Below are 20,805 nucleotides of genomic sequence, written 5' to 3' on the forward strand. Positions count from 1 at the left end.
ATTTTGTACTCTTGGCTAAAAAATAAAAGAATACAATTACATAACTAGTTGGAGTTTCTATGCAATATATTTTTAATATAGTTTGTAAAAATTTTTTATTATTAATGTTAGCTCTTAATGCGCATTATGCACTCGCGAATGAGCACCGCATAGGTTTGTCATTAGGGGGGGGGAGTTTAACATATGGCTTTGCTCATTTAAGTTATGATCAAATAGGAATCTTACCACACAAGAATTGGTCGATAGGACTCGAAGTTGGTGGATTTCTTGGGGGTTTTTTAATAGCTCCCAGAGCATTATATTGGGAAAAAGCTTCTAATATGTCTGGTTGGTATATTGGCCCTAAAGTTGTTTTTGGTCATGCAAATTATTTGAATTACAACACATCCTTTATTGCTTTAGGTGGGGAAGGTGGCTGGTCTTATCGTTTCATTGAAGGTCCAAAAGGTCTTGATCTCGGTGGAGGCATAGATCTCTATGCTACGAATCATGGTGTTTGGGGGACGATTAAATTCACTGTGGGATTCTTACTACCGAAATAATGAATTATTCAATATAACTATTCACAATGAAATTATATAAATTGTAGTTGACCCCAAACAGATCTCTGAACATCTTATTCCATTCTTCTGATTTTTTTAGGGAAGGAATGGATTCCTTAATAAAATTATTTAGTTCAGCATTATTTTTTTCTACCCACCAAGCTAAAACTCGATTGCGGTATGGTGTGACATTACCGACAAAATAAACTTTACCTTTAGTAAACATATTTAGAACGAGCATCGTTTCTGCAAGCGTACATTCTCTTTTGCTATTTTGCAGCATACCTTTTACTAGCCCAAAGCGTGAATTGACATATAGAATTCTATTTTTAGGTATTTTTAGGCGTTCCAATGAATTGTCTAGTTTGGTATTTTTTATCGCTACAAAGTTAACAGATTTATCAAGCATGACTTCCATAACTTGTTCTATATTATGTAAATCTGAATTTTTTTGTTCAAAATTACAAATCAATGAAAGATTTGATTTAAACATAGGAATTGCTTGAGCTTTATTTGTTCTCCAGTCGCTCATACTCATAAATTCAAAATAAGCGTCAACTTTTTTAAATAACTGAGGAGTATAATCCTTCTCTTTTATGATTTTACCATTTTGATTAGACCAAAATTCTGAGAATTTATTAACATAGGTAAATTGAATGGTAATTTTTTTGTTGAACTTTTTCAAGGTATAATTTTCAAAAAATTGATTGAGCAGTTTGTTTTTTTCTAAACTTTTTGTGCTATCAAACTCATCCTTTTCAGGATTTAAGACTGCGACTTGAATAACACCAGAGTTTATAATTTCTTTTAAAGTTCTAGCATCAGCAGAGAAACTAATAATGAGATAAAGTATGAAAATCATTTTTTTCATATAATATTTTACCAATGGTGTGCCAATATTTACATGAGTAAAATATGCACAGTAATTAATCTGTTAAAATCATATTGATACCTTATTAAATCAAGGATTATAGTTGAAATCAATTAAGGTGTAGATATGGATGTCAAAAAATCAATAACTATTTTTATTCTCGCAGGTGTCTTTTGGCTTATTGTTTTTACATTTTTCTTTGGAAATGAGAGTGGAAAATTTAAGAACCTTCAAAATCAGTTTGGTTATGATGACGAAAAAAGTAGTATTAAGAAAAATAATTATACAAAGGAGCAGAAAGAATTTATCGAATTATTTCAATCCTCATTTGAGGACCGATAAATTAAAGATTCTTCTTTTTTAAGTGCTCGGAAATTAACTTTTCAAATAAATCATTTGATTCTTCGTCGGATATTGCTGATTTTTGGGCTACATAAAAAATAATTGCGCTAGTAATAAGAATTACAATAAAATCTAATTGCATACTTATTAAAGCAATGCCGCCACCAAAAGTTCCTAGATAAGAAGTTATTGTTGATAAAATTAGATAAAGAATTATCCATGAAAAAGATTTTATATGCAGTTTTTCCTCAGCAGAGTCCTTTGCAAAATAGTGGGAACCAATTACGATAAAGATTCCTATTCCAACAGCGCATTGAAGTTTCCAGACCGTATTCCATCCACTCCATTGCAATAATAAATTGCAGATATAAAAAGCGATGAATGATATTGTTTTTGCAAACGGTAGCTTAAATGGACGAGGAATATTTGGGAATTTTTTTCTAAAAATAGGGAGACAGATCGGACCACAAGCGAGTGATACTACGATAGCTGCAGATAAAAATGCGACCATGGATTGCCAACCCGAAAACGGAAGAAAGAAAAGCATACCAATGATAAAATTTGCTAAAATAGCAATCCATGGGATGGAAAAACGATTTACTTTTGCTAAGATTTTTGGAGCATCATTTTGTAAACTCATTGAATAAAGAATTCTGGAAGAAGAAGCAACAAAGCCAACAGCTGTTCCTAAGGGCGATAAAATAGCGTCAAAATAAAGAATTTTGACCATATATGCGAGGCCTAAGCCAATAAATATACCAGCAAATGGGCCAGCATCACCTGTAAAACTTATTTGGCTCCAACCGTTTACTAAGGAACTGGGATTTAAAGATAGAATGAAACCAAGCTGAAGAACTGAATATAAAATCATACAAGCAAAAAGAGAACCAAAAAGAGCAAAAGGAATAGATTTTTGTGGGTTTTTTGCCTCGCCAGCCATAAAGATCGCTGTTTGAAAACCAAAAAAAGAAAAGCTCACACCACCAATAGCAATTCCAGATAATATTCCATTAAAGCCAAATGGAGCAAAACCGTGCGAACTTAAGTTTTCTGGGTGAATTTCTGTTGTTAACAAAAGATATGCAACTGCAATTGGAATAATTAATTTCCAAATGACAACCATTTTATTGGTTTCTGCCATAAATTTTACACCGATAACATTTATTATCGATAAAATTGCCATAAGAACTGTAGCTACCAATAGACCTCTTGCAGTCAAAACATCTGCATTGTTTACGCGCTCAGTGACGTTTGGAATATAATTAGAAGCATATTGCATTACAGCTTGAACTTCGATAGGTACAACAACCATTGTCCAAAGCCAAGTTATCCAACCAAATATGGCACCAGCCATTTTTCCATGACTCATAAGTGAATAAGCAATTGAGCCTCCACTGAGAGGCAACATCGTGGAAAGCTCAGCAAAAGTAAGAGCAATTATAGCAACAAATAAACCTCCTAACATCCAAGCGACGATAGCAGCCGGACCAGCCAGCTGTGCGGTATAAAATGAGCCAAACAGCCATCCAGAGCCAACGATTGAACCAATCGATAAAAAAAGAAGACTGGTTTTTGATATATTTCTTTTAAGTTGCATATTATCTCTTACCTGTTGAATAGTTTTATCACGGTTCAGCCATGTCTGTTGACTAGAACATGTGCTGCTATCCTATGCTATAAAACGATTGGCCTGTCATCCAGTAAATTGTTTTTTTTTGAAACCATTGTAAGCAAAGGTATTTTAAATGTTAAAGTCGAAGAGTGCAAAAATAACTGATTTATATGTTGGAGAAAGATTTGACATTGCTGCTGCTGCTTTGTTTCAAGAATTAAGTCGAAAAAAAATTAAGTCCATAATTGATGCCGGTGGCGCTTATATAAATAAAAAAAGAATATCCATTGCAAAGACACAATTAAAATTAGGTGATAAAATTGAGATATTTTGGGAAGAAGTACAAAAGAAACAGGAAAACGCTACGGATAAAGAATATTCAATAAAAAATACGCTCGGTACCTCGATCTCGAAAAAAACAATTATATTTGAGAATGAAAATTTCCTTGTTATTGATAAACCCGCTGGTATTGCTTCACAATCTACGTTATCATCAAGTAAGGATACGATTTTTTATGCACTTAATGCTTTTGATGCGAAAAAATATAAAATTGAAAATATGTTCCTTGTTCATAGATTAGATAAAGACACATCAGGCTTAATGATAATTGCTAAAAACAAAGATGTACAAAAGAAATTTGAAGATCTTTTCAAAGAAAAAAATATTGAAAAAACGTATGATGCGCTTGTTTTTTTTACTCCAAAAAAAATGGAAGGGAATATTAATTTTCCAATTGCAAAGGATAGCTCAAGAAAAAATTGTTACTTTGCCGTAACGAACCCTAATTCAAAAATTAAAGATATCAAACAGGCTGAAACATTTTATAATGTCGAAAAAGTATTTGGTAAAAATGAAGTTTCTTTAATTCAATGTAAACCCAAAACTGGTAGAACTCATCAAATTCGCGTGCATCTTTCTGCTATAGGCTGTCCGCTTTTAGGAGATAAAACATACTCACAGAATATTCATGGACATCGCTATTTACAAGTTGCACTGCGTCATATGTTGCATGCAAGTCATCTCAAATTTACCTTGGATGGAGAAAAATTTGAGTTTAATGCTACAATTCCAGAAGACTTTCGACGTATAATAAAAATTGTTGAAGGCATACAATAATTTTTATATGTAGTAAATATTTCGCCGCAACTTGAAAATATGATTAGATAGTTTTATCAGAAATAAGACTTGTTTCTTTGTTTTCGAAAGTACAAGTAGTTAAACCTAGAATTGGAAAAAACGAGGAGGATATTCAACATGGCTTATAAATTGATTACGGTTCCACAAGGTGGTGCAGCAATTAAAGTGGATTCAACTGGCAAATTACAAGTTCCAGATAATCCTGTTATTCCTTATATTGAAGGAGATGGTACAGGTCCTGATATCTGGAAAGCTTCTCAACTCGTTTTTGATGCTGCGGTTTTAAAAGCTTATGGTGGTAAGAAAAAAATTCATTGGATGGAAGTTCCTGCAGGAGAAAAATCGTTTAATGGTAATGGAAATTGGCTTCCAGATGAAACAATTGACGCAATAAAAGAATATAGAGTCGCCATTAAAGGTCCTCTCACTACCCCTGTTGGAGGAGGTATTAGAAGTTTAAATGTGGCCTTGAGACAGATTCTTGATTTATATCAATGCGTGCGTCCTGTACGTTGGTACACCAACGTACCATCGCCTGTGCGTGAGCCACAAAAAGTAAATATGTGTATTTTCCGTGAAAATACTGAAGATATTTATGCTGGTATTGAATTTAAAGCAGGAAGTGATGATCAGAAAAAGTTACGTGACTTTCTTGTAAATACTCTTGGCAAGAAAGTTCGTGAAGACTCTGGCCTGGGAATCAAACCTATCAGTGAATTTGGATCAAAAAGACTCGTACGAGCAGCAATAAATTATGCAATTAAAAATAAATGCAAAAGCGTTACTTTAGTGCATAAGGGTAATATTATGAAGTTTACTGAAGGCGCTTTCCGTGATTGGGGCTATGAAGTTGCTAAAACTGAATTCCGTGATCAATGTGTCACATGGGAAGAATGTGGTGGAAAAGCTCCTGCAGGAAAAATAATTGTCAAAGATGCTATTGCAGACAATATGTTTCAACAAGCATTGTTACGTCCAGACGAATATGAAGTCCTAGCGTGTACAAATTTAAATGGTGATTATCTTTCTGATGCATTAGCTGCACAAGTGGGTGGTCTTGGAATTGCTCCTGGCGCAAATATTGGTGATGGATATGCATTGTTTGAAGCAACGCATGGAACAGCACCAAAGTATGCAGGTCAAGACAAAGTCAATCCAGGATCAGTAATTTTGAGTGGAAACATGATGTTTGAATATCTTGGCTGGACTGAAGTTGTGCAGATGATTGAAAAAGCATTTGAAAAAACTCTGGCGCAAAAAGTTGTTACTTATGATTTTGCACGCCAATTGGAAGGGGCAAAAGAAGTTAAATGTTCCGAATTTGCCAAAGCAATCATTTCGAACTTATAAGTAAATGGAATATAAGAATAATGCAAAATTCTTAATTCAAGTTAAAGCTTTTTATGGTAAATACTCTTCGCTTTTACCTTGGTTGAGTTTAATTTGGGGAATAATTTCGAGTTTTTTATTAACTCGAGATTATTCCAAATCAATTCGCCTGTCAGTTTTTACTCTTCTATTTTTGTTTTTTATTATTTCAATGTCAACTTGGTATAGTTTTATAAAAAATAGTTCATTAGAAAATATAAATGATTTAAAAAAAATTCAAAGAAGTCTTCATAAAAGAAAAGATCTTTTTGAGTTTTTTGGCTCAACGGCTACTCAATATTTTGTTCAATATATATTTATGTTCTGTTTGCCTTTTGTGTATTTTAAAAAAAATTGGCTTTGGCTTACAGTTTTACTTGTGTTTTCTTTGCTCACTCTGTGGGATCCTTTTTGGACCAAATTATTCCGTTATTCTTTTTTTCGTATTTTACTTAAATTTTTAGCTTTTTATTTAGCATTTTCATTTTCTTTTGTTGTTTTATTTCCCAAAAATTTAGATATTTTTTATAATCTACTCCTCATTTTCGGAATATTGATAACCTTTCCGTGGAAGGGAATATTTTCACAATATAATTTTAAATTATCACATTTTATTTATTCTTTTACTATGGTTATTATTTTTTTTATGCATGGTTTTTTGCCTAATGAATATAAGTTTCCACTTCTTTCTATTTGGATAGAAGATGCAAGTTTTTCATTTGAAAAACCAAAATCAATTGATTATATTCCTATTGATGCAAGTAAAATTGAAAAGAAATATTTTCTAGAAAAAATGAACTCAAATTCTAAACTTTGCTTTATAACTCCAATCATTGCACCAGTCGGAGTTTCTTATGAAATTTTACATGATTGGTATGTAGATAATCAAATTATTGATCAAATCTCACTTCCAGAAGTTAAGGGACTTAATAATAAAGATAAATATAATACTTATTCATGCAAAAGATTCTTTCCAAATATTAAAAACGCTAAAGAAATAAGAGTAAAAGTATATTTAAAAAACGGAATTTATATTGGTCAAGACAGCCTTTCCATTAAATCTGATTGAGCCTCTTCAATCGCTAAAAAATCTTTTTCCGTTAATGTATAGTCAATACTTTTTAATAATTCGTAATAGAGCGAAAAATCATTTAATTCTTGTGCATATTCTTCCTTAAGATCATTTTCAGAGAGTTTTTTCTCTAATAAAAATGCTCCTAAACCTTCCTGCGTACACAGTGCTGCAAGTAACAATGGCAGATGCCCTATCGTGCTTCTACCAAATAGTGTTCGTTCGTATTGACGAATTTTATCTTGAGCGAATGAGCCATTATGAGCAATGCTATCAACACTTCTGTGCTCACTTTTCAATTCACAAAGTTTTGGAGAATCAATACTATTGTAAAAGTCACAAATAAGTGGGCGAAAGTCAAAAATTCCACAGGATCCAGAGTGTATTGAATCATCTTTTTTTATAAGAAATGGGCAAGGAAGTTTTTCCTTTAAAAACTCTTTTTGATCTGCATCAATTATAGGTATTTTCCCATTTTTTTTTGTAAATGCAAAATATTGATCTTTGTATTTAAATAGCATTTCTGCAAGAATATTAAGATTATATCCAGATGCAAGCAATTTATTGAGTAAAACAAATGCTTCTCCTGCGGTTGCAGGTATGATGGGGAAGTGACAGCAAGCTCCACAGCCTTTTTGGCAGGTTATTTTTTCTTTTGGAAAATCAATTAAAAATTGTTTCAATGAGTTTTTAGTGGAGACTTCATATTCATTATATGTATCATCAATATAGGGTATTAACTCTGTGATTGCTGTCTTATAATCCATTGCAAACTCTCTTATCAAGGTGAAAAACAAAAAAAAGTTAATACCTTGGTTCCGCAGGTTTTCCAAGTTATATTTATAGTTTGATTCTATAATAAGTGAAAGTAAATTTATACTGAGATGGTTTGTGAATACTTAGGAGATAAAAATTGCCCATGAATATTCATTCACGCATGTATAAATTAATCCTTTGGATTATTTTTTCAATCGTAATTGCTGTATCAGGAAGTGCGTTAGAAAATAGTATAATGAATGAGAGTGTTCTATTTAGCAACAAATTTTTTGGAAGCTCAGTTTATCTATTTTTCTCCGCAGTGATTTTAAATGTCCTTCTTTTGCTTCTCTTTGTGTTTTTAACTTTTAGGAGTGGTGTAAAACTAATTGTTGATAATTCTCGTGGCGTTTTTGGCAGTAAATTAAATACAAAGCTTGTCACTGCATTTTTATTTTTCTCGTTATTACCTACAGTAGTACTGCTTTACATGTCTACTAAATTTGTCAATACAAATTTTGAAAAATGGTTACCAGAAAATTTTGTTGAAACCACAGAAGAAACATTAAATAGTGAGGCTGCTTATCAAGCACAGATTTATTCTTTAATTAATTCACAATCACCAAATAAAGATAATATGCAAGTTTTTGATTTTGTGAAAGATAAAAAGAGTAAAAAAATAATACATCTTTCAAAAAAGGTTCAATCTATTGAAACCGATATAAAAAAAAGTCTTGAAAAAAACAAATCAGTTTACCATCTGAAATCATCATGGTTTGAATTTGGTACAGAACGAATGATTTTAATAGCAGAGAATTCTAGTTATATTTATGGGATAATATCGCCAAAAATGCTTCATCCACAATGGTTACTGTTAAAGAATGAATATCCAGAATCTGTAAGTTCAGCAAAGGTTATTAGACTTTCTTATTATATAATGCTTGGTGTAATCACACTTCTTATAATATTTTCTGCAACATGGCTTGGATTTACTATAGCTAGAGAAATTACTGTGCCTCTGCAAGTTCTTGCAAATGCGACTGAAAGTGTTTCTCATGGAAATTATTCTGTAAAAATAGATGATATTGTATCGGATGATGAAATGGGTAAGCTCGCTCTCAGTTTTCGATCGATGGTGAGTGATTTAAGGCAAGAAAAAGAAAGAGTTGATCAATTTTCAGATGAGTTAAAGCGGAAAGCAGAAGAACTGTCAATAAAGTCTGAATATAACGAAGTATTGCTAAAAAATGTGAATGCTGCAGTAATAGTTTTAAGCGCGAATCTATATGTGGAGACTTGGAATCAAAGAGCTGAAAATCTATTTAATATCAAAGAAAAAGAGGTCATAGGAAATCATATTTCAAAAGTTTTTGCCGAAAAAGATTTTCAGCAAATTATTTTAAAGTCACTATCTGACGTATCAAATGCGCTCTTAAAAAGAGTGGAAATGGAATGGAGTGGTTTTCTTTTTGATAAAGAATATCAGTTGCAGATATCTGTTAGTTTGATCTGTTCACCTAGAGGAAAAGTAGGAAAAATTATATTTATAAATGATATTTCTGATTTTGCAAAGGCACAGCGATTAGCTGCTTGGAAAGATGTCGCAAGTCGTATCGCCCATGAAATTAAGAATCCTTTAACTCCGATAAAATTAGGAGCACAAAGGCTTGAAAAAAAGTATACAAATAATTTTATTGGGAATGATAGAGAAACATTTAAAGAATCGATAAAAGTTATATTACAAAGTACAGAAAGTATAAAAATATTGGTAGATGAATTTATAAAATATGCAAGAATGCCTCATTCAATGTTAATTGAAGGGAATATAGTAGAAGCAATTTATATTGCAATGCGTGGTTTTGTTGGAAACACTGAAAATATATCTTTGATTTTTGAAGTTTTTATAAATGATAAAATGTATCGTTATGAAAATGAGGATAAGATAGAATGTTTACCTGAAATTCTTTGCAATTTTGATAGAAATCAAATAACTCGTTTATTTGTTAATTTAATAGCGAATGCTGTAACAGCATCCTCTGAAAAACTTACGCCAGTTATAATTTCAATTTATGAAAAAAAAGATGATAATAAATTAAGAATAATGGTAAAAGATTCTGGCTCTGGACTTTCACACGATGTTAAATCCAGAATTTTTGAGCCCTATTTTAGTACTAAAAAAACAGGTATGGGCCTCGGACTTGCGATCGTTAAGCAAATAGTTGATGAGCATTTTGGACATATTTCAGTTGAAGAAAATCAACCTAATGGAACAATTTTTACAGTAGATATTCCAATAGGAAATAATTTTATTAAAGAGGAAATATGAGCGATTATTTCGGAAAAATATTAGTAATTGATGATGAGAAAGATATCTGTTCTACATTATCTGGGATTTTATGTGATGAAGGCTATAAAGTGTTAACTGCAAATAATGCTGAATCAGGCTTGAAAATTGCTAAAAAAGAACTACCAGACGTTTGTTTTTTAGATGTATGGCTGCCTGATATAGAAGGGACAGAAGTTCTAGAGCGTTTAAAAATTGCAAATCCTGATCTTTCAATCATTATGATGAGTGGACATGCGAATATCGAAACAGCTGTTAAATGCACACGTTTAGGGGCGATGGATTTTATAGAAAAACCTCTCAGTCTTGACAAAGTTTTATTGAGTGTACAAAACATATTAAGAATTAAAAGTTTACAATTTGAAAATCAAAATTTAAAAAATCGAGTTGATAAAAAATATACATTGTTAGGTAATTCAGAATCATTGCAGCATATTATTTCAGCTATCGATATGGTAGCCAAAAAAAACACAACGATACTCATAACGGGCGAAAATGGCACTGGTAAAGAAAATGTATCAAGATTGATTCATGAAAAATCAAATCGAAGAAATAAACCTTTTATTGCCATAAATTGTGCAGCAATTCCTGAAGATTTAATTGAAAGTGAATTATTTGGCCATGAAAAAGGTGCTTTTACAGGAGCAACAGGGATTAAGCGCGGAAAATTTGAGTTGGCTCATAATGGCACTCTTTTTCTAGACGAAATTGGCGATATGAGTTTAAAAACGCAAAGTAAATTGCTGAGAGCGTTGCAAGAACATAATATCGAGAGACTTGGATCTGATGAAACAATTTCTGTTGACACGAGAATTATAGCTGCAACAAATAAAAATCTAGAAGAAGAAATTAAAAAAGGGAATTTTAGAGAAGATTTATTTTATAGAATAAATGTCATTCCGATCCATTTGCCCCCCTTAAGAAATCGTAAAGAGGATATTGAGCTTATATCTTCTCACTATTTATCTTTATATTCTGTTGAAAATAGTATTAAAAATAAAGTTCTTTCACCACAAGCTATTCAAATTCTAAAAGCTTATCCTTGGCCTGGTAATGTGCGTGAGCTGAAAAATATTATGGAAAGACTGTCAATTATGGTCAAAGAAGATATTATAGAACCCAATCATTTGCCATATCCTATCCACTCTGCTCGATCAGAAAAGCTTGAAGATGAATTCCATATTTTTTCATCTAACGATTTTCGAGAGGCTAGAGCAAAGTTTGAAAAGATTTTTATTCAAAAAAAGCTTGAGTCTTATGATGGAAATGTGTCAAAAACAGCAGAGTCTATGGGAATGGAGCGAAGTCATTTGTATAGAAAAATGAAGCAGTTAGGATTGATAAATGAAATTGAAAAATTATCAGAAGAGGATAAATTAGAATGAAATCTATTGCTAAATTATTGTTATTATTGATTATATCGATTTCATTTATATATTTTATGCATACAAAAAATATTTTGGATGTAAAATCTCTCGCATATGCAGTAGAAAATAATAAAAAATATTTATTTTTAATTTCACTTCTACAAATATTAAACTGTCTATTTATGACCTTTCGCTATCATAGCTTATTAAAGATATTTAGTATCAAAACAAATTTGCAAAATGTAACTGCGGCAACTTTTGTGAGCAATGGGATTGGGCTTTGGATGCCAGGATCATTAGCGATTATTGAAGTCATTCGTATCAGCCTTATGCTAGGTGCTCATTATCAAAAATCTGATAATTATTCAAATATGACTCAAATTAAAAATTCAAATCTTGCGGAACTTGCTGCTAAATCAAAACTTGCAGCCGCAGCATTATTTGATAGACTTATTGGATTTTTTGTTATGTTATTTTTTGGAAGTATAACAACTTTTATTATTTATATTCAAACAATTCATTTAAATGATACTCTTTATTCAAAAAATTTATTAATTCTTTTTTTTCTTTCTTTTATATTAATGCTCATAATTATCGTTGTTCCTTTTTTAGCAAAATCGATTTATTTTCGTAGGTTTGTGGAAAGAGTAGAGAGACTTTTTTTGACAACCTTTAAAAGTGGAAAGATTCATTTATTATTTAAAAAAATTTTTGGCGAGATAAATTCTCTTTTAGATGTAATTTCTTTGGGGATTCGATCCATTCGCTCTTTTTGGGGCCCCATAGTTTATAGCATACTTTGCTTAATTATGGCTGTCTTTGGTACCTATTTTTCGAGCATAGCCATTTCAAATCCCATTCCAATACATGCAATATTTGCAACTGTTTCAATATTATCAATAGCTTCATTAATACCTATGGGTTTTGGAGGCGTGGGCGGCATGCAATTGATAGCTGTTCTCCTATTTTCTATTTTTGGCATATCTCCCCAAGCGGCGAGTTCTGCGCAACTTTTGCAAACGAGTGTCAACCTTTTGGCTATAACAGGGATTGGTCTTCTCTTCGCTCGATTGAGTGCAGGGCAAATACGTGCGATTTTAGATGCTAGAAAAAAGGAAACAGCGGTTTCTTAAAAATTTAAAAGAAAAAGTGTGCTTTATAATAATAATCAGACACACTTATTATAAAAATGTGATATACTTTCCTTATGAACTTCGTTGCGCTATGTAAGGCCTTAATAATTTAGCATATTTTAAAATGCTTACAATTTAGAACCCATTAGAGTATATGTAAGTTTATGTAATCAATAAAAAAATCTTTATTTTAAGGTTTTTTATGTAGAAAAGAAAGGAGGTGGCATATGCAACCGAAAATATTAGATAATAATTATATTTCGAGCTTAGGTCTTGAAAATATTAAGATTCTAAGACAGGTGTATGAATGGGTTCAATACCATACTGAATTATGTCACCTCTATTCGAATGAAGATTCCTTTGAGAAAAAGGCTATTCTTAAAGAAAAAGTTGAGTCCTCTTTTGAACGAGGTAGAGTATTGATTGAACAAATAATTCCTTTGCAAGTTGAAACACGTAAAAGACCGTCTATTCCTTTATCTGGTGTGAATCGATTTGCTCCTCCTAAGACAGATACATTTATACCTGTCAGAGCAGAAACTGCGACTAAAAAGAGTGTGAGTTATCCATTTAATGCAGAATTTGGCACAAAAGGGAATACAAAGAGGATTCCATTACCAAGTAGAACATATTTAAAGAAGACTAAATTACAAAACTAGTAAAAACTGATCAATTATAAAAAAATTGAGCAGTTTTTTTTTTATTAAGAAATTAATTTTTATTTCCTATATTAAAAAACGTGTGGGTGTTTTTTAAAGGAATTCTATGAAGAAATTAATTTCTATTTTATTTGCAATAATAATAATATTTGTATCTATTTTTGCTGTTTATAAGTTAATTATTAGTATTAAAAAGCAAAATGTTAACAATTTGTCTCAATTTGAATATAAAAGTTTAAATAATTCCAGTCTAACATTTAAAAATAAATATATTATTCAAGGTATGTTTTGGGATAAAAATGAACTTTATGTATATATTGACCAGTTTCAAGTTAAGTCCAATCAAGAAGATCTTATCCAAAATCAGAAGTATTATCTCTTTTTGAATCTTTCTAATCATGACAAATGTTATTTTGGCGATTTTATTTATAAAAATTTCTCAAATAATTTTTTTATTTTTTTTAAAATACGTAGTTTTAAAGTGGATAAATTTGTAAGATATGCAAATTTGTTAAATGAAAATATATTGTTAATTACTTATAACGAAAGTCGTTTCTATGCTGAAAAAAATAAACAAACTTGTCAATATTGGGTTAAGATTAAAAGCTAAGCTTCTTATATTAATGTTATTTATCCCATATACTTCTCATGCTAAAAATTTGAATTTTGTTGAAATTAGTATTTCCAAATGTAAAAAGCTATCCATTCGAAATATAATAAAAATTGAATCAAAACGGACAAATATTGTTTATATTAAAAAAGATGACATCTATAATCATCTTTTATTGTGTGGGGTATCTTTGGGGGAAAGCCAAATTAAAATTTGGAGAGCTGATAATTGGGAGGAAGAAACCATCTTTGTTCATGTCAAACCATCTAGAAAATCACAAGCAAATTCGACAAATAGTATATATGATAAAAATTATCACAAGAATGAATTTTTGCTTGAAAAGAAAATTGCAGGTTGGGATCTCTCCAATAAATAAACTTGCTTTCAATAACTATGCTTGCTATCTGAATAGAGTTTATTATCATTGATTAAGCTGATTGCTTAGAGGTAGTTAAAAGTGTTTGGATTCAGTGGCGGTGAAATCCTTCTTATAGCATTTATTGCACTCATACTCTTTGGGAATGACAAGTTACCAGAAAATATGAAAAAACTGCTTAAGGGTCTTAACCAAGCAAAAAAAGTTGCGAGTGATGTGCAGCAGTCTTGGCATGAGGTTAAAACCGATGTCCAAAGAAGTATCAATTTGGATTTGGAAAAACAGGAGCTCTTAGAGCTTACAAAGCCAGTTGAATTTGATTATAACATGAATATAGCTGATATCCCTCATTATGAGCATCCAAAAGATGAGATCGTTCCTCAAGATGAAATAGATGATTTTCACAATTCCGATCAGCTATGTAATGAAAATCTAAACGAACAAAATACTGATATTATTAAAGAAAATACCGTTACTTTGCAACCTACATCCGCGCAGGAGTATTTAAAGTCGAATCATTTTGTGGGTCCGAGAATATAATTAATACGTTTTAAATAATATTTGGCTACTTAAGCAGTCACATAAATGACTCATGTTATCATTATTAATCCTCTATTTATTATGGCGATACTTTAAGCAGAACTGCAGAAATAGAGGGGGTTATATTTTGTTCCATGAAGTTTGATATATTTGATTTTATATTAATATTATTTTTAATAATGACTGTCTTTATTATTTTTTATTTTATAAAATCATTTAGAAAAAGCTTCCATAAGAAAAATAAGAAACTCAGATTCGTGGTGTTTAATAAAAGAGTTCAGCGGGTTAAAAACTTTGAAAACTTATCGGAGAGAATTTTGCTCGATATTTTAGAAGCTTTAAAAAATGGAGAGAATTCCCATGAGCAAGCAAAAGCTCTGCTTCCTCTCCTTTTGGATATTAGAAAAATAGGGGAGCAATTAATTCGACAGCAGAATTTTTTTCATACATTTTTATTTCCAATGTTGGAAAATAGATTAAAGCCTAGAGTGGAAAGATTGATTCATGTTGAAAAGTTGTTAAAGTCGCTTCCTAGAAAAGGTTCATCATGTGAAAATTTACAAAATGAGCTTTCATAAACCAAAGGATGTTATCTAATTATGGAAAATATAGAGAACTTATTCAAGCGCACCAAAAGAAAATCTAGTGAAATTTGGTATTGTAGAGAGTATTGGAGTGGTGACTCTCGAGATGGTCAATATGTCAATGGTGATGGATACCATTATTTTGAAATGCTGGGTGATGGTTTTGTCCAAAAAGCTTTTGAATACTATGAAACAGATGATGGGGAAGAAAAAGTAACTCCGACCCCTGAACTCGTTGGGATTAATTGGTTTGAGTTTTTTGGCTTTGAAGATGAAGAGCTTCTTGAAGAAGTTCCTGAGCATGAATTTATTTATATCGAACAACTTATTAAAAAATCTTGATCCTCCCTTGCCATCGATCAATTGAGCATTAAATTTCTCCAAACCGAGGCACGAGTGAGTGTTGACGTTGGTAATTTGGAGAGAGAAATGAAATACTACGAAATTCTTGGACTCAATAAATCTGCTAGTTCTGATGAAATCAAAAAAGCGTATCGGAAATTAGCAATGCAATATCACCCAGATAGAAATCCAGGAAACAAAGCTTCGGAAGAAAAATTTAAAGAAATGTCTGAAGCTTATGCTGTTTTATCCGACCCTGAAAAAAAACGTCAATACGACATGTTGGGTGACACACGCTTTTCTCAACAGCAAAGTTCTGGCTTTCAAGAAGATATTTTCAAAAATATGGATTTTGAAAGTATTTTTAAGGATATGGGTTTTTCTGGTTTTGGTGGAATGGGAGGAGGGCGCTTCGGAGGGTTTGGTAATCGAACTCAGAATGCTCGAAGTGGAAGGCGTGGGGGTATGCGCGCTGAACCTGAGGATTATTCAAAATATGATCTAGAACATGATCTCGAAATAGGTTTCATGGATGCTTATAATGGTTCAGAACGTCATGTGAGTTTTACTTTAAGCAATGGGGAAAGAATTGATTCTAGAATTAAGATACCTGCTGGGATTGATTCAGGCAAAAAATTACGAATTCGCAGTCACGGTCAAACAGCTCCTGATGGGCATAGAGGCGATCTCTATTTAAAAGTAAAAGTAATGCCTCATCCCGATTTTGTTAGAGTAGATAATGACATTGAAGTGTCTGTAAGTGTTCCTTTCAGCACACTGTGTCTTGGTGGGCAGATAGAAGTAAAAACTCCTCAAGGTATTAAAAATGTAAAAATCCGTGCAGGAATGCAAAGTGGTATAAAAGTACGTTTAAAAGGGCTTGGCTTTCCTATTATGAATACCAGTGAAAATGCAGATCTTTATGCTATTTTAAGCGTCAAAGTCCCGAGTGAAAGTGAAATAAATCAAGATTTAAAAGAAATTCTTGAGCAACTTCAAAAGAATGGTTATTAGGTGTAGTGAGAAAATGTATATTGTAGGTAAGATTGGTTTTTGTAAAATTTAAAACCAATTGTGATTTATTTTGAAAAACATAAAAAGGAAAATATATGGGAATCAATTACGTTATAAATAAAGGGATAGCGGCTGTCAAAAATGAGCTTATCGATATTCTTGCAAGAGAAATAAAGAAAGATTATGTTCATACCTCGTGGGATAATAACGATCTTATTATTGAAATTAAAAAGATGGGCTCCAGTAAAATAAATATAGCGTTCAAAGAGATCGGTAACGAAGTAAGAATAAATGAAGTAAAACGCAATATAGCTATGATGCATAAACCATTTACTGCAGAAGTAGAAAAAATGGTTGATGATATTTTAGTCAATAAGCTAGGAGCTAAGAGGGCATAAAAAATTTGAGTTACATTCATGTTTCTCAAACTACAGAAAAATTAACTAAGCACGCTTTAATTTTATTATTTGCTGTGTTGAGTATTTCATGCTCAACAACATTTTTAGACTCAGATAAATTGACTCAAAAACAAAAACAAGATTTCAAAATGAATCTTGAAGAATTATTTAAGAACAAAATGAGTCAAGAAGATCTTGATATAGCAACCTCAACATATCAAGTGCTTTCAGCTTTTGAAGAAATAAAAGAAAATAAATTCGAGTATGCAAATCGCATTTCAAAAGATTTATTATATACTAAAGGTTTATCAAATTCTATATATAAATTTGCATTCAAAGCTTATTCTATATCTTCAGTTCTTCTACTAAATGAAAAAGTAACGAATAAAAATATAATAAATGATATAGATTTTTTTTCTTTCCAAAATAATCAATGCGAAATTCTTTGTGATAGTTTTGGCTGGAAATCATTGGCGCGTGATGATGCTTCTTTGTTTACACCTGAAGGATATAAAGAAGAGATTTTATCAGATGATTTCTTTGCATTTGTTAATAAACAAAAGCCTGAATGGATTTCAGGGTCAATTTACTTGGATCAACATACTGCTGCTTATAATAGTTATATAAAAAACTTAATCAAAAATGATAGTAGTTCAGGAAGTGAATTACACTTAGAGAAACCAGATGAATATTCAAACAAAGATAAAGAAGAAATCAATGCACTTTATTCATTTGTAAATGGTGAATTTACAAAATCTAAAACAATATTTATGAGTTTAGCGGAAAAGTCTGCAAATCCTCAAGAGAGAGCAATTTATTATTACTGGATTGGGCGCGCATATAGTGCAGAGAAGAAAAATGAGGATGCGAGAAAGTATTTTGTAAAATCAGGAATAGAAAATCCTTTGAGTTTATACGATGCTTTATCAGGGCAAATGATAAAAAATCCTTCAGGGCGTTCTTCAACAAATGAACTTTCTCCTTTCCCAGACTCGTGGGAAAAAGAAATGGAAAAATGGGTGACTTATCCTACTATTATTTCTAATAATAGCATAATAAAAACTTTAAAATCTGCAATTATACTGGCTTCAAAAATAAAGATTGATAAAAATATATTGCGACTTGATGAGTATCAGGACTATATTGTAAAAAACGAAAATATTGAAACTTTACTCTTAAAAGATGAAATCAATTGGCTAACTAAAAATTGGCTGAACGAATTTAAAAATTGGCCAAAACATGAAAAGCCTGACATTATTGGTAATAATATAGCATGGCTTTTATATGTTACTGGTCAGAATGTACAATCAATTATGTTTGTTTCACAGATAAAAGACACACTGGATCCTTTTTCTGATAATAATAATTTTTTATATTTTCTATTTTATCCAAGATTGTATAAAGAAGAAGTCACTTTTGCTATTAAACAATGTCCTATTGATCCCGATTTGGTGTATGCAGTACTAAGACAAGAAGTTTTTTATAACCAAAATACGGAAAGCAAAGATTCTATTTTAAGAAAAACTTGTTCGCTAAAAGCAAATCTTGCTAATTATAGAAATGGTATAGTAACTTCTTTATCGGGTTATCATGTAGGTGAAGAATTAACCAATGAGTGGATAAAATATAGAGCTAAAATAAATGATGATGCTGTTTTTATGGAAACTATACCAGATGAAAAAGCTAAAGAATTTATTAAAGAAACTGTAAAAAATTATTATAATATTAAATGGATATATTTCAAAAAAAATTCCATAAGTGAATCTCTTATGAATTTGTTTTTTGCATTTGAAAGGTAATTTTATGGCTTGGGCATATTTAGTGCTTGCTGGAATTTTTGAAGTGGTATGGGCAATAAATTTAAAAGAAGTAGATGGAATATCTACACTTAAGCCGCTATTAATTACTTTAATTGGGATGATTATAAGTTTTAGTTTTCTTTCATTAGCATTAAAAAAAATACCAATGGGCACAGCATATGCAATATGGACAGGTATAGGCGCTCTTGGGGTTGCTATTTATGGGGTTGTTTTTATAGGGGAATCTGCAAATTTATTAAGAGTATTGAGTATAATTATTTTGGTATTGGGAATATTGGGGCTCAAAATTTTTACTCCTCAAAAAAATTAGTTCAGGCAATTTTTAAAAATTTATAATGAGAGGATAAAAATATGGCTTGGGTATACTTAATAATTGCAGGTTTATTTGAAGTGGTTTGGGCTGTAGCTTTAAAAAATGTTTCTGGTTTTAGTAACATTAAAGCTTTACTGCTGACAATTATTGGAATGATAATCAGTTTTGGCTTTCTCGGATTAGCTTTAAAAGAACTTCCAATGGGAACTGCTTATGCAATTTGGACTGGAATTGGAGCTGTTGGGGTTGCTATTTATGGGATTATTTTCTATTCCGAAACTCTAAATTTCAAAAGAATATTTTGTTTAATGTTAGTATTACTTGGAATATTTGGTCTTAAGGTTTTTAGCTAATTCAGCTATTTTAAATAATAATCTTTAGCTTTTTCATAAATTCTTTTTTGATAAACAAATAATATTAATATAATAATTATAGAACAAAAAAAACTTAAAATAATGAGCATGGCAAGCGATGAAAAATATTTCTCTAATAAATAGACGACACCCCCTGCAAGTGGAGCTGAGATAAGGAGAATAGATGTGTTTGCTCCTAAAATATTTCCAAGTTTTTCAGCAGGAATAAGTCTCACTCTTTCGATTCGAAAAAATATTCCAAATAAAGAACTGCCTGTTATTAGCAAACCAAAAGCAAACGAAAAAAATATTATCCCTAAATCAGATGCTATAAGAATTGCACTCAGAAAAAGACTGATTGCTCCCATATAAGCAAAGAAAATTTTATTTTTATTCTGCATAATTTTAAGAATACAGAAAGCAAGTAAAAGGGAAATAATACCTCCTAGAACATTTGGCAATGTTGAGAGAGATTCACTTGTTTGATAATGACTTCTCATAATTGGAATGAGCAGGGTTTGGAAAACTCCAAAAAATAAATTTAAGAGAATTCCTGCTAAAGTGATCAATAAAAAATATTTATTTGTGAAATGAAATTTAAAGCCAGTTAAATCTATTAATTTATTAGATAATCTTTTCAAATCTGCTTCTAAGTTCCTAATTCTTATTGTTTTAATATTTATAATAAATGTTACTATATAAATAAAAATAATTATGAAAATTGAGTTTTTGTTGTCTAGAATTGCAAGAGAAGCTCCTATAAGCATAGGCCCTAAAAGACGAGCAGCAGGTTCAAATAACTGCGATTTCGTTTGGAAGTTTATCATTTGGTTGTTATTTAAAATACGACTTGCGGTAGTTTCATAAAAGACCATGAGAATGCCAGAGCAGACAGTTATAATCGGTGAAACAAGCCAAATATAAGGATAACTGTAAAAAATATACCATACAAACAATAATAAAATTCTTGATGATTCAAGTGATCTTATAATCCACAGACAATTTTTTGAATCTGCAAGATTGCCAAAAAAAGGGATGAGCAAAAGTCTTGGCAAAAAGTCAAACATATAAGCAAGGCCTGCTAAAGCTAAATTCCCATTAGATATACTAAAAATAAACAGGGGTAAATAAAAGCCCTTTGCATAATCACCAATCAGGCTCACAGTTCTTAAACTGGAGAATGAAATTAAGCTTTGCATATTTATCATTAACTTTACTCTGTTGCTTATGAATTAAAATAAGTCTACAAAT

General features: G+C 31.1%; 22 protein-coding genes. 18 read left to right on the forward strand and 4 right to left on the reverse strand.

Annotated elements, in window-relative coordinates:
• Positions 1–59: 59 nt before the first annotated feature.
• The gene (locus tag H7355_RS08195; RefSeq protein WP_186646446.1) at positions 60–542 is read left to right on the forward strand and encodes a hypothetical protein; all 483 of its coding nucleotides are present in this window, start codon (positions 60–62) and stop codon (positions 540–542) included.
• A gap of 4 nt (positions 543–546) precedes the next feature.
• Here the strand turns inward: H7355_RS08195 and H7355_RS08200 are convergent, their stop codons facing one another.
• Positions 547–1,413 (reverse strand): hypothetical protein, encoded by an 867-nt coding sequence (locus H7355_RS08200; protein ID WP_186646447.1) that lies wholly within the window; start codon positions 1,411–1,413, stop codon positions 547–549.
• Positions 1,414–1,539: 126 nt separating this feature from the next.
• On the opposite strand from H7355_RS08200, the gene H7355_RS08205 reads away from it, so the two are divergent.
• Entirely contained in the window at positions 1,540–1,755 is a 216-nt protein-coding gene (locus tag H7355_RS08205; protein ID WP_186646449.1) for a hypothetical protein, read from the forward strand.
• A 1-nt stretch (position 1,756) separates the two neighbouring features.
• On the opposite strand, the gene H7355_RS08210 is transcribed toward H7355_RS08205, so the two are convergent.
• Positions 1,757–3,352 (reverse strand): APC family permease, encoded by a 1,596-nt coding sequence (locus H7355_RS08210; RefSeq protein WP_186646450.1) that lies wholly within the window; start codon positions 3,350–3,352, stop codon positions 1,757–1,759.
• 148 nt (positions 3,353–3,500) lie between these two features.
• On the opposite strand from H7355_RS08210, the gene H7355_RS08215 reads away from it, so the two are divergent.
• From H7355_RS08215 to H7355_RS08225, 3 genes are all read left to right on the forward strand, one after another.
• Entirely contained in the window at positions 3,501–4,484 is a 984-nt protein-coding gene (locus H7355_RS08215; protein WP_186646451.1) for an RluA family pseudouridine synthase, read from the forward strand.
• Positions 4,485–4,622: 138 nt separating this feature from the next.
• A complete protein-coding gene (gene icd / locus H7355_RS08220) occupies positions 4,623–5,855 on the forward strand; it encodes an isocitrate dehydrogenase (NADP(+)) (RefSeq protein ID WP_186646452.1) in 1,233 nt (410 codons plus the stop codon).
• 4 nt (positions 5,856–5,859) lie between these two features.
• Positions 5,860–6,942: a hypothetical protein gene (locus tag H7355_RS08225; protein ID WP_186646453.1), complete on the forward strand. Its 1,083-nt coding sequence runs from the start codon at positions 5,860–5,862 to the stop codon at positions 6,940–6,942.
• On the opposite strand, the gene H7355_RS08230 is transcribed toward H7355_RS08225, so the two are convergent.
• A complete protein-coding gene (locus H7355_RS08230; RefSeq protein WP_186646454.1) occupies positions 6,912–7,712 on the reverse strand; it encodes a hypothetical protein in 801 nt (266 codons plus the stop codon). The genes H7355_RS08225 and H7355_RS08230 overlap by 31 nt on opposite strands.
• 152 nt (positions 7,713–7,864) lie before the next feature.
• Here H7355_RS08230 and H7355_RS08235 point away from each other — a divergent pair, with 152 nt between their 5' ends.
• The 13 genes from H7355_RS08235 (at position 7,865) to H7355_RS08295 (ending at position 19,554) form a co-directional block, all read left to right on the forward strand.
• Positions 7,865–10,027, forward strand: coding sequence for an ATP-binding protein (locus H7355_RS08235; protein WP_186646455.1), 2,163 nt, complete (start codon positions 7,865–7,867; stop codon positions 10,025–10,027).
• Entirely contained in the window at positions 10,024–11,430 is a 1,407-nt protein-coding gene (locus H7355_RS08240) for a sigma-54-dependent transcriptional regulator (RefSeq protein WP_186646457.1), read from the forward strand. Before H7355_RS08235 ends, H7355_RS08240 begins: the two co-directional genes overlap by 4 nt.
• The gene (locus tag H7355_RS08245) at positions 11,427–12,545 is read left to right on the forward strand and encodes a lysylphosphatidylglycerol synthase domain-containing protein (RefSeq protein ID WP_186646459.1); all 1,119 of its coding nucleotides are present in this window, start codon (positions 11,427–11,429) and stop codon (positions 12,543–12,545) included. The genes H7355_RS08240 and H7355_RS08245 overlap by 4 nt, the downstream gene beginning before the upstream one ends.
• Before the next feature lie 227 nt (positions 12,546–12,772).
• Positions 12,773–13,204 carry a hypothetical protein gene (locus H7355_RS08250; protein WP_186646461.1) on the forward strand — a complete coding sequence of 144 codons (432 nt, stop codon included), beginning with the start codon at positions 12,773–12,775 and terminating at the stop codon, positions 13,202–13,204.
• Positions 13,205–13,761: 557 nt separating this feature from the next.
• Positions 13,762–14,190 carry a hypothetical protein gene (locus H7355_RS08255; protein WP_186646463.1) on the forward strand — a complete coding sequence of 143 codons (429 nt, stop codon included), beginning with the start codon at positions 13,762–13,764 and terminating at the stop codon, positions 14,188–14,190.
• Between the two features lie 81 nt (positions 14,191–14,271).
• Positions 14,272–14,730 (forward strand): Sec-independent protein translocase subunit TatA/TatB, encoded by a 459-nt coding sequence (locus tag H7355_RS08260; RefSeq protein WP_186646465.1) that lies wholly within the window; start codon positions 14,272–14,274, stop codon positions 14,728–14,730.
• A 317-nt stretch (positions 14,731–15,047) separates the two neighbouring features.
• On the forward strand, positions 15,048–15,308 hold the full coding sequence (locus H7355_RS08265; protein ID WP_186646467.1) for a hypothetical protein: 261 nt from the start codon (positions 15,048–15,050) through the stop codon (positions 15,306–15,308).
• A 21-nt stretch (positions 15,309–15,329) separates the two neighbouring features.
• Complete coding sequence (locus H7355_RS08270; RefSeq protein ID WP_130605491.1) at positions 15,330–15,656, forward strand: hypothetical protein; 327 nt, start codon at positions 15,330–15,332, stop codon at positions 15,654–15,656.
• A gap of 87 nt (positions 15,657–15,743) precedes the next feature.
• Positions 15,744–16,670 (forward strand): DnaJ C-terminal domain-containing protein, encoded by a 927-nt coding sequence (locus H7355_RS08275; protein WP_186646468.1) that lies wholly within the window; start codon positions 15,744–15,746, stop codon positions 16,668–16,670.
• 95 nt (positions 16,671–16,765) lie between these two features.
• Positions 16,766–17,068 (forward strand): hypothetical protein, encoded by a 303-nt coding sequence (locus tag H7355_RS08280; protein WP_186646469.1) that lies wholly within the window; start codon positions 16,766–16,768, stop codon positions 17,066–17,068.
• Between the two features lie 5 nt (positions 17,069–17,073).
• On the forward strand, positions 17,074–18,867 hold the full coding sequence (locus tag H7355_RS08285; protein WP_186646470.1) for a hypothetical protein: 1,794 nt from the start codon (positions 17,074–17,076) through the stop codon (positions 18,865–18,867).
• Between the two features lie 4 nt (positions 18,868–18,871).
• Entirely contained in the window at positions 18,872–19,198 is a 327-nt protein-coding gene (locus tag H7355_RS08290) for a DMT family transporter (RefSeq protein ID WP_186646471.1), read from the forward strand.
• Positions 19,199–19,239: 41 nt separating this feature from the next.
• Positions 19,240–19,554 (forward strand): DMT family transporter, encoded by a 315-nt coding sequence (locus tag H7355_RS08295; protein WP_186646472.1) that lies wholly within the window; start codon positions 19,240–19,242, stop codon positions 19,552–19,554.
• 5 nt (positions 19,555–19,559) lie between these two features.
• On the opposite strand, the gene H7355_RS08300 is transcribed toward H7355_RS08295, so the two are convergent.
• On the reverse strand, positions 19,560–20,762 hold the full coding sequence (locus H7355_RS08300; protein ID WP_186646473.1) for a hypothetical protein: 1,203 nt from the start codon (positions 20,760–20,762) through the stop codon (positions 19,560–19,562).
• Between the last annotated feature and the right edge of the window lie 43 nt (positions 20,763–20,805).

This window comes from Fluviispira vulneris (assembly GCF_014281055.1).
GTDB lineage: Bacteria > Bdellovibrionota_B > Oligoflexia > Silvanigrellales > Silvanigrellaceae > Silvanigrella > Silvanigrella vulneris.